Below are 10,384 nucleotides of genomic sequence, written 5' to 3'. Positions count from 1 at the left end.
GTATAGATTTTTAGACACTCGTTACGCTTGCTACAGACCTAACGGTCTTTCGCAACTCCGCTCTGCTAAAAACCCGAACCTACCTCGGCCTACTCACCCCGTGCTTAGCACTCCATGGCTCGCAGCGTTTGGAATTTTTTTCTCGATGAAACTTGAAAAATAAATCACTACAGGCAGGCTCGCGGTGCTACATATATTTAGGTCCTGAATATCAACTCAAACATACTGCCTGATAGAAGTTGTATTGTCCCTAATATAGGCTTCCATTTACAATTAAGTGTTTTCGAGCGATCTTTAAAGCCAAAACCTACGGTACAATCATCAAAAAAGGCAACCTTATTTTCAAATAGTGGGGCTGATTCTAGTGATAGGGGGGCTCTATTTTCAAGGACTTCAAGGGAATAATGCCTAGTCTTTGAATCTATGTTATCTACTTTAATAAATCTGCACCAGGGTAATCATTAATAAGATTCGCCTCATCAACATAACGTTTAACCGTTTCTAGGCGTTTATGGCGAGTAACCGCCATGATTCGAAAAGGGTCAACTTTAGCTTTAGCTGCACTGGTAACAAAGCCTCGCCTTAAACTATGGGCACCGAACCGGCTAGCATCTAAGCCTGCTAATTGACAATAGTTTTTAACAATATTATATATCGTTCGATCAGATAAAGTAGTTATTGCAATCTTACCATTTGCAAAAATTCGTCTAAAAATCGGCCCGGATAAAATCATTGAAGATTGTAACCATTGTTCAATGGCACCAACAGGACAATTGGCTTTATTTTCACTACGAGCAATACCAATAACCTGACCTTGCTGTTCTTGATCGGTTTTACTTGAGCGAATATAAACAAGCATGCCGTTTTCTTGTACCTCGATATCAGATAGCTCAAGGGAAGTTAATTCAGATCGGCGTAGAGCGCCTGCAAAGCCAAGCAAAAGAATTGCTCTATCACGCTGTCCTGTAATTGTTTCGGGGATATATCTCATCAATAGCTGTATATCTTGACTCATGAGTGCTGATTTTGCATTGGGTTTAGCACCTAAGGTACGACGAATTCCCTTAAGCGTTTCTCTAACTTCTGCAGTATCTGTTGGTGAGGGTTCTATTTTATTTAGTTTATGTGCGTACTTAATGGCAGCTAATCGACGTCTCAATGTAGCAACACTCACCGGGCGACCATTGATCAATTGACTTTCTTGTCGCAACCAAACAGAAAGTACACCTGATGCTTGGTCTGCTAAAAAATTAGCAATCGTCTCAGCTGTAGCAGGGATTGCAGCCGTCTGATGGGCTTCAGCCCAAGCAAAAAAAATTTTTAAATCTGCGGCATAACCACGTTTAGTCGCCTGTGCTAATGTATTTTCAAGAAATTGTCTTGATGATGAACTGAGCGTCGTTGATATCTCTGTCCTAGACTCTGCTGTCATTATTTTCTTAATTTGTTTGCTACTCATAACTTTCCTGCTGTTTTAACCAAATTATATTCCTTTATTAATGGGTTTGCTATCTGCCTACTACTTATTATCTTCTCTTGCTTATCTACAGCCTGTGCTGCGTATTTTTTGATTGCATAAATTATGAAATATCAAACTCGCTATCCCTCCTCTATTAACTTACTTCCGATAACCGTCATTATCGGAAGTAGCAAAGTACTCAAATTATTTAATTTGATACTATGTAATACGTATTACGTAATTGTCGTGTGAATAATTATTCTTGCAGTCTAAGAGGCCTGGACTATAATCAACTTACAAATTCATCTGAGCTTAAAAGAATTTGAAAATACGAACTAAAGATGTGTTGATGCTAGGAGGGATCTATGCTCATTACATACAACAACACCCAAGTTGATTTTGAGAAAATACAAAGCTTATCCATTGAAAAAGGGAAAATAATTTTTCAAGCAAAAGATGGCAATAAAATTATCCAATTAAATAGAGATAACCATGAAGTTGCAGATGAAATCGCCGAATACATTATCAATTGCTATAAACGTGGTTTTAAGCGATTAAACCTAAATAATTACATCACCTTAGAACCAATAGAGTAAAACTAACTTCTTGACTTAAAAACACTATAGCTATTAATCAAATTAGTGCTACATTATGATTAATAAATCCAAAGGTATCGATCAAAATGTGGAACTGGCAACTACAAGAATGGCCTCACTTTCAGTGGAACCATAGTAAGCTCCAACGCGCAGAGAGTTTATTTCTTGAAGGTGCTGGCGTGATTACTGGTGCATCTAAACATATTGCTGTTGAAGATCAACAACTTCTCACTGTAGAGCTTGTTGGCGCAGAAGCACTAAACACCTCTGAGATTGAAGGAGAATACTTAAATCGTGATAGCGTTCAATCATCTGTTCGCAAGGAATTAGGCTTAACCGTCAATCACTATAAGGCAAGTCCAGCAGAAGCTGGGGTAGCTGAAATGATGGTCAAACTTTATCAAAACATTGCTGAACCTTTAACTGAGACTATGTTATTTGATTGGCATAAAATGTTAATGAATGGACGCCGAGACCTTGATTATATTGGCTCATATCGTTCCCATGCTGAAGCTATGCAAATCGTATCAGGACCTGATTATAATCGTAAAATTCATTATGAAGCACCACCATCTCAAAATGTAGCAAGCGAAATGTCTACTTTTTTAGATTGGTTTATTACTCCTGAAAAAAACATTTCGGCAATTACTCGTGCAGCAATTGCTCACCTTTGGTTTGAAAGTATCCACCCTTTTGAAGATGGTAATGGTAGAATTGGCCGCGCAATTGCCGAAAAAGCACTAGCACAAGGAGTTTCAGTACCCATTATGACCATGCTAGCTAAAGTTTTGTTAAAACGTAGAAAAGACTATTATCAACAACTTAATTTAGCAAGCCGGAGTATGGAAGTTACTCCCTGGCTATTATGGTTTGCAACTGCTGTTATCGAAGCCCAAAAAAATACGTTAGCCTATATTGAGTTTATTATTAACAAGAGTAAGTTAATGGATCAGGTGCGAGGGCAGTTAAATTCACGCCAAGAGAAAGCATTACTTCGAATGTTTAAGGAAGGTCCAGAAGGGTTTCAAGGGGGCTTAAGTGCTGCAAACTATATCGCGATTACAGGAGCCTCAACCGCAACAACAACACGTGATTTACAAGGATTAGCAGAAAAAGGCGTTCTTACTCGCGACGGGATACGTAAGGCAACACGTTATTATTTGGCCATAAATCTAAATCAAATAGAAACCATTACGGTTACAGATATTCTATGAATACTATAAAATACCCTTAGTCAATATCCTTCCTACCCATACAGGAGAGCCTCTACAATCCTAACCTTTTAAAAATAATTCATTTTATATTTTATTAAGATAAGAAAAATGCTTGATTTATGCTTACAGCATAGATTAAATTGGTGAAATTATTTTTAATATTTAACACAGGCGTTTGAGTATTATGGGGCATACGGCAGCTGACAATCATCAAATGATTAGTATCATTTTCAATATCTTGCTTTTTTTTGGTATTGCAGGCCTGGTAATTCCTTTGCTTCAACGCATAAAAATCTCCCCTGTCCTTGGGTATTTGCTCTGTGGAATTGCAATTGGGCCTTTTGGTCTTGCTGTTTTTGCTGATTCATATCACTGGATATCTTATATTACAATTGAAAAGTCTGGCACAGTACATTTGCTTGGCGAGCTTGGCATTGTCACATTGATGTTCATGATCGGTCTCGAACTATCATTTGATCGTTTAAAAGAGCTACGACATTATATCTTTGGCTTAGGCACAACACAGATTATTCTAACGGCTGCATTAATTTTTATTGTTGCATTATTATTTGGTAACTCGATACCAAGTTCCATCTTGCTAGGTGCTTCACTAGCTCTTTCTTCAACAGCGATAGTTATGAAGCTATTAGAAGAAAGAAAGCTATCTAACCAAGCGATAGGTATATTATGTTTTTCGATTTTATTAATGCAAGACCTTGCTGTTATTCCTATTTTAGTACTTGCCTCATCATTTAGTGGTGATGGTACAGGAAATATTTTTATTGCATTAGGTTCATCATTATTATTGGGTGCATGCACAGTCTGTATCATTTTTTTATTGGGAAAAAAAGCACTCGCCCCCCTACTACGCTCTGTTAGTGCATCGACATCTCCTGAATGGCTGGCATCCTTTGTTGTTTTTATTGTCATTGCATGTTCTACAATGACTTACCTTGCTGGTCTCTCACTTGCCCTTGGTGCTTTTATCGCGGGTTTACTGATAGCAGAAACAGAGTTTAGACATGAAATTGAAGTAATTATTAATCCACTAAAAGAGATATTATTAGGGATATTCTTTTTATCAATTGGAATGATGGTTAATCTTGCAGAAATTTTCCATCATCCTATCTTGCTATTGCTCTCAATCATTGGAATTTATTTACTTAAAGCGCTAGTGATGTTTTTACTAGCCCTGTTATTTCGCATTCCTAGTCGTCAAGCAGGTGAGTCTGCAATTTATCTTGCTCAGCCAGGAGAATTTGCTTTAATGGTCATAGGTGTAGCAGTAAGTGCACACTTAGTCTCGGTTAGCGATGCTCAATTTTTCTTACTTGTCATCGTTATTGCTATGATATTAACTCCACTTCTTTTTAAACTGGCGCCAACTATTGGTGAATATAGTCACTCTTTATTTAAAAGAGGCAAAGATGAGCCAAGTAACCCAATTGCAGCAATAACACACAAAAGTACTATTGTGATCGCAGGCTTTGGTAGAGTTGGCCAGCTAATTGGCAAAGTTTTAGAAGAGCGACAGATTCCTTATATTGCGTTTGACTATGATGCTAAACGTGTGCAAAAACTCAAAAAGCAAAATTTCCCTATTATTTATGGGGATGCTCGCAAGAAAGAACTGTGGCGTCAATTGATTGGCGAACACATTAATGCAGCAGTTATTGCGATTGATGACCACTTAGCATCACAAAATATTTTAAAATCACTAAGAGCCCAATTCCCTTTATTATCCGTTATTGTTAGATCCGAAGACACACAGGACTTTAATCGTCTCTATGATGAAGGTGCTAGTTATGTGGTCGCAGAAACGCTCGAATCAAGTTTACGCATTGCTCAAATTATCATGGAAAAATCAGATATAGAATCTGAAGAAGCACAAAAAATCATAGAAAAAATAAGAAACAGATAATAAAAGCTTAGGAGCTTAGAACTTAAAAAGTCTAAGCTCTCTTGGAGGGCTATAACTGAATTAAAGATAAATAGTAGAAATTAAGGGTAAAACATTTGTACGTCGATATTCCCGCGATACTTGCCAGGAGCTGTATGCTCAGGTACGGTCAACACTCCTCCAAAGCAAATTTGTCCCCGCCCTCGATTATTTAATTGAAGCACTTTCCCCTGACCATCGATAGATGAACTGACAGTAACAGCAAGTGAGTTTGAGCGCTTTGTCATAACTGCTTGCACAGGATAACTAATTTTTACATTATTACGACGCTCACCATTAATAGCAACGCAACCTGCGCGTGTATCGTTCGAGGATGCCCTAACTCTCACTTGATTTTGGATATCTCCTGAAATAATCTGTCCAAAATCAAGGTTACGCAATACATTTGCTCTGATTCTAGCAAATACATTCACAATAATCCGCACAGGGTAGTTTTCTGGTTGCATATTTGGGTTATTCGTATAACGCGCTTGTAGCATTGCTTGGCCCTGATAACGCCCGGGCGCCTGGTTCGATCGTAAATGAACCGCACCTCCCAACTGTATCAGTATGAGGCCTTGATTATTAAGGCGTGACTGCTCAGGGATTAATCTTAACCCATTCAAAGTTAGTTGCTTATTATTCGCATTACGTAGCTTGACAGTTTGACTCGCACCGACAATGGTAAAAGAGACATCTTCATTTTTGCTGCCTTCCATCTTAATTTGAGCACTATAAGCAGTCTCTGGTCCTGCCATAATCGTTGATGAGTTAATATTTTGTGGCACCGTAATAGTCAACGGGCGGTTTAAGGTAAACTGCATCAGCTCGCTTGCAAACACTTTGTTTTTTAAGCAAAATAGGGATAGGACGAAGATAAGCGTAAGCAAGGGAGTTGTTATTTTAATCTGCATGTGCTGTGTTCCTATCAACATAATGAATCCTAATATAAAAATTTTACACCCTATTTTTTATAGAGTTAAGTAAATTTGATTACTTTAATAAAAAAACAATTTAAAGCATTCTTGCTTATTGGGTCTGCAATAACAGTAACAGCTTCTATAGCAAATACCACCCCCAAGCTATCCGAGGCTTATATTTCATTGCAATCAAATACTCAACAACTCAGTGATTTTTTCCAGGTGATGGTTGCTGCTGATAATGAAAACACACCTTATTTAAATGTGGAGGCAACACTACAGTCCCTGAGTGTTGAAGTTGCATGTAATCAAAGTCATAGTCAATGTACAGCAACATTACAACCAGACAATCAAATATTTACTATTAATGCCGCAACTAAAACATATACAGCCAAAGGCGTAACTCACCCTTTAGCAAACGGGGTCTTAGTACAAAAAGACAATGCACTTTGGTTAAAATACGATGCCTGGAAAAACTGGCTACCTATGCGTATTGACTGGAGTCTAGAAAGCTACAAAGTTGTTATACACCCACGTTTTCAATTACTGGACGACCTTAAAAAAAGGCACAAACAATCCCTTGAAGAAGCAAAAAGCGACAATAAAGCACGGGAAAAACTGGCAGCAGCAGACGCTAAATGGCCTACATCACCATGGAATTTAGAACTTTCACCACAATTAACACTTTCTCAAGCAACAGATGGCGAGTTTATTGCTTCACCATCATTATATACCAATATTGATATATTGAAGGGAACCTTCTCAGGGTCAATTAGCTCCAGTTACAGCAGTGATTCACAATGGAACAACCCTGATTACAGCTGGTATTATAAACACCAAGATCAACAAGGGAATAATCTCTTTGAGTTGGGTGATATCTATATAGATAACTCACTCTTAATACCGGGCTACTCTTTAGACAATGGTGTTTCTTATCAGCGCTTCCCCACTGTTAATCAACAAACCAATGGCAGTTTTAGCTATCACGGCATTACCGAGCCCAATACCGAGGTTGATATTTGGAGAAATGGCTTTTTAAGGAAAGTCATGTATGCAGACTCATCTGGACGCTATTTGATCAAAGACTCTGGAGCAAAGTCAGGTGATGTCTATACGTTAGTTTTCTTCTTTAAAAATGGCTCAAAAATAGAAAAAACAATTACAATTGCTGGAGAAAGCCCACGCCTAGGCAAAGGAGAAATCAATCCCCAGATTTGGTTTGGTAGACAAAATAGTATTCAGTATCAATACGCCGGATTAAGTTATGGTTTAACCCCTGAGCTTAGTTTAGGGTTGTATGCGATGGAAGCGAATATTGATGATCAAAATGGTGTCGGCTCTAAGCTAATATGGCAACTAAATCATGATCTTAACTTAAGTGGTGAAACATTTTCTAGTCAATCAGGCAATGATTATGGGCTATTATTAAGCTATACCGGCATTGCAAATAATCAACTCGCGTTATTACAACGTAAAATCAATATCAACAGCCCATTAAGACTAGATAATGCAACCGCCCCGACAGTATTATTTTCGAATTTACCCTTTGATTATATTGATGAGCTTAATCCAACACGTTGGACCACATTACAAAATAACTATAGTGTAGATAGTACAACCTTATCCTTATCCGCTCGATTTACCGACAGCTACCAAGACCAAGATTTGTCCATTTCTCATAGTTTCAATTCAACCTTCTCTGGTCAATTGCAAGGTGGTTCGATTCGAACAATAACAGATAATCAACGTAATCCATGGGCAAGCTACCAGCTATTTGTTAATTTTCCCCTATTGGGCAGTTTTAATGCCCAAGAATATTGGGTTAAGAACAATCCAAGCTTAAATGGCTTTAATTTAAACTATTACCTATCATTAGGTAATGAACAGCCATTGACACTATCAGCAACGTATACCAAAACTCAAGCCGATGACACTTGGAACGCCAGTATGACATGGCAATATTCCCCCAATGTGAGCTTTAGTCTCAGTGGCAATCAAGATGACTTTACTTTTGGTGTATCTTTATCTGATATTATTGGTCCTAACCCGCACTCAGAAGACTCGACTTACTTTAATAATGCAACACTGACAGGGCGTTTAATGCAACCTGCACTGGATGGTTCACCCGCAGAACCTGTGGCTGGCGTAAAACTAGAAGTCGGTGGCCAGCCAGTAATTACTAACCAAGATGGCTACTATACTGTGGCTGTACCAACCTACCAACGGCTTGATGTTAAAATAGATATGAGCACATTACCTGCCAATCTAGTACTAGCAAGATCATCTCCTATTTTTGAAATGAGGCCAAGTACCTATGAGATATATAATCCAGAATTATCATGGTCGGGTGGCTTTGATGCACAACTGTTTTATCTAGGTGGAGTACCTAAAGGCTTACAGGCTAGTATTATTAATCTTGATATTAATAAACAAATAAGAGTTGTTAAAGTCGAACCCCAAGATGGCTTTATTATGGCAGAAGGTTTGATTCCAGGGCGCTATGAGTTAAAGCTAATAGGCGTCAAAAACCCACCTACACCACTTAAATTTACTATTCCTGAATCAAGCTTATGGGCAAGTGCATTGCGCTGGTATTGGGGTGTGACTAAAAAGCAAGTGACTGAAACAAACACGAGTTAGATTAGCTAGTTGAAAAAGAGGTCTTGTTTAGATCAAAACACAATCAAGAATATGCTGATAAAATCTTTATGCTGATCTAGTAATTTATAAATTCGATGCGTACAATCAGCCGCATTAGTGATTAATTAATAATTTTAATAGGTAAAAAATTATGGCAAAGCTTGGCTTTACCCTCTATGGGCAAGGTAAAGAAAAAGTGGTTGTTTATAACGACTGGATGGGAGATTGCAGTAGCTGGTTACCGACACAACCTTTTTTAGATACAGATACGTTTACCTATGCTTTTATTGATGTCAGAGGTTATGGGCGTTCTTTACACCTGCAAGGTGAATACACGGCAAAAGAAATTGTTGCTGATACATTAGAATTATTAGAAACACTAGGCTGGGATAAATTTCATGTCATTGGCTTTTCTATGACAGGTATTGTAACTCATCGTATGGCTATCGATATTCCAGAACGAATCAAGAGTGCTGTGGCTATTGGTGCAGTTTCTGCAGAGTGCTTTAAAATGCCAGATGAATTTAAGCAATTAGTTATTGACTCTATTGCAAATGATGACAAGGCGATTGAACTATTTAATATAGCTTTTGGTGAGAGATTATCTAGTCAATGGCAACAGTTCAAATGGCGAGAATCACGACAAACACGCACACCAGCGGCGGCTCGTGGCTATTTAGAAATGTTTACAGCACAAGACTTCTCATATGAATTAAAGCGAATTTCCTTACCTTTCTTGATTGTTTGTGGAAAATATGATTTAGAAGAAGAAAGAATTGATGCACAAAAACAACGTTTTAACCAGTGGCATGACAATATTGAGTTTGTTGAAATAGAATCAGGACATTATCCAATGCAAGAAACTCCTGTGAGTTTACAAACAGTAATGGAAAGTTTTATGAAAAAACACATTGATTCTATTTAGTTAGTATTAGGGCTAGTAGTTATTAGAGGTACGTTACTTTATCTAACTTACTTAGGCTTTAATAAAGGTAGTAATACAGTGAGAAGAATATACTTTGTTGATAAGGCTTAATATGATATTCAAAGTGTACTCTTTCTGATGAGTAATGATAACGTATTTCTTGAAATTCAACTAGATATAAGCCATTAATATCCATCAGCTCAATTTTTTTCGTTTGATTAAGCCATAACATTGGATCAGGTGCCGCTAGTTGAATTGAATACATAGTATTATCTGTAATAAAGTAGTTTTTTATTGCGACAGGTTTTGTTTTGATTGAATTTACCGGATAGAAGGCCTGCTCTGGCAGTTCAAGACTCAATTGATGAGTTGTTTCTTTTGTTATTATGTCTGGCCTAGGTTGCTCTCCTTCTTTAGGATAGATAGGCACGTGAATTATAGTGACGGTTAAGATTATGATGTAAGATACAATCTTTCTTAAAATCAATAACATAGATATTCATATTTTTCATTCAGTTCATTACTTTATTAGATTTCAATGGGATTAACTTAGTTCTGATAATGGTATAATATGCATGGCTAAAATTTAATTTATTTAACGAGATTCCGCCCTCCGTCATCTGAAGTGCAACACTACTCTATACTAAGCCGCCATCAAATACTCTAAAAAAACATAGATTAGGTGAGCAAT

General features: G+C 37.5%; 8 protein-coding genes. 5 read left to right on the top strand and 3 right to left on the bottom strand.

Features of this window, described 5'->3' with window-relative positions; all coding sequences use genetic code 11:
- Positions 1–430: 430 nt before the first annotated feature.
- Entirely contained in the window at positions 431–1,459 is a 1,029-nt protein-coding gene (locus C200_RS04140; RefSeq protein ID WP_016210837.1) for a site-specific integrase, read from the bottom strand.
- A gap of 365 nt (positions 1,460–1,824) precedes the next feature.
- On the opposite strand from C200_RS04140, the gene C200_RS04135 reads away from it, so the two are divergent.
- The 3 genes from C200_RS04135 to C200_RS04125 all read left to right on the top strand — a co-directional run bounded on the left by C200_RS04135 (position 1,825) and on the right by C200_RS04125 (position 5,190).
- A complete protein-coding gene (locus tag C200_RS04135) occupies positions 1,825–2,055 on the top strand; it encodes a hypothetical protein (RefSeq protein ID WP_016210843.1) in 231 nt (76 codons plus the stop codon).
- Positions 2,056–2,141: 86 nt separating this feature from the next.
- A complete protein-coding gene (locus C200_RS04130; protein ID WP_016210844.1) occupies positions 2,142–3,269 on the top strand; it encodes a Fic family protein in 1,128 nt (375 codons plus the stop codon).
- Between the two features lie 184 nt (positions 3,270–3,453).
- Entirely contained in the window at positions 3,454–5,190 is a 1,737-nt protein-coding gene (locus C200_RS04125; RefSeq protein ID WP_122941824.1) for a cation:proton antiporter domain-containing protein, read from the top strand.
- Positions 5,191–5,270: 80 nt separating this feature from the next.
- On the opposite strand, the gene C200_RS04120 is transcribed toward C200_RS04125, so the two are convergent.
- Positions 5,271–6,143: a DUF4402 domain-containing protein gene (locus tag C200_RS04120; RefSeq protein WP_230383246.1), complete on the bottom strand. Its 873-nt coding sequence runs from the start codon at positions 6,141–6,143 to the stop codon at positions 5,271–5,273.
- Between the two features lie 168 nt (positions 6,144–6,311).
- Here C200_RS04120 and C200_RS04115 point away from each other — a divergent pair, with 168 nt between their 5' ends.
- The gene (locus C200_RS04115) at positions 6,312–8,768 is read left to right on the top strand and encodes a fimbria/pilus outer membrane usher protein (RefSeq protein ID WP_129556514.1); all 2,457 of its coding nucleotides are present in this window, start codon (positions 6,312–6,314) and stop codon (positions 8,766–8,768) included.
- Between the two features lie 151 nt (positions 8,769–8,919).
- Complete coding sequence (locus C200_RS04110) at positions 8,920–9,693, top strand: alpha/beta fold hydrolase (RefSeq protein ID WP_016210839.1); 774 nt, start codon at positions 8,920–8,922, stop codon at positions 9,691–9,693.
- A 58-nt stretch (positions 9,694–9,751) separates the two neighbouring features.
- On the opposite strand, the gene C200_RS15690 is transcribed toward C200_RS04110, so the two are convergent.
- On the bottom strand, positions 9,752–10,054 hold the full coding sequence (locus C200_RS15690; RefSeq protein ID WP_155274766.1) for a hypothetical protein: 303 nt from the start codon (positions 10,052–10,054) through the stop codon (positions 9,752–9,754).
- Positions 10,055–10,384: the final 330 nt, after the last annotated feature.

Origin of the sequence: Piscirickettsia salmonis LF-89 = ATCC VR-1361, from assembly GCF_000297215.2 — a bacterium.
In the GTDB taxonomy this organism is placed as follows: domain Bacteria; phylum Pseudomonadota; class Gammaproteobacteria; order Piscirickettsiales; family Piscirickettsiaceae; genus Piscirickettsia; species Piscirickettsia salmonis.
This window is presented reverse-complemented; position numbering and strand designations above follow the sequence as displayed.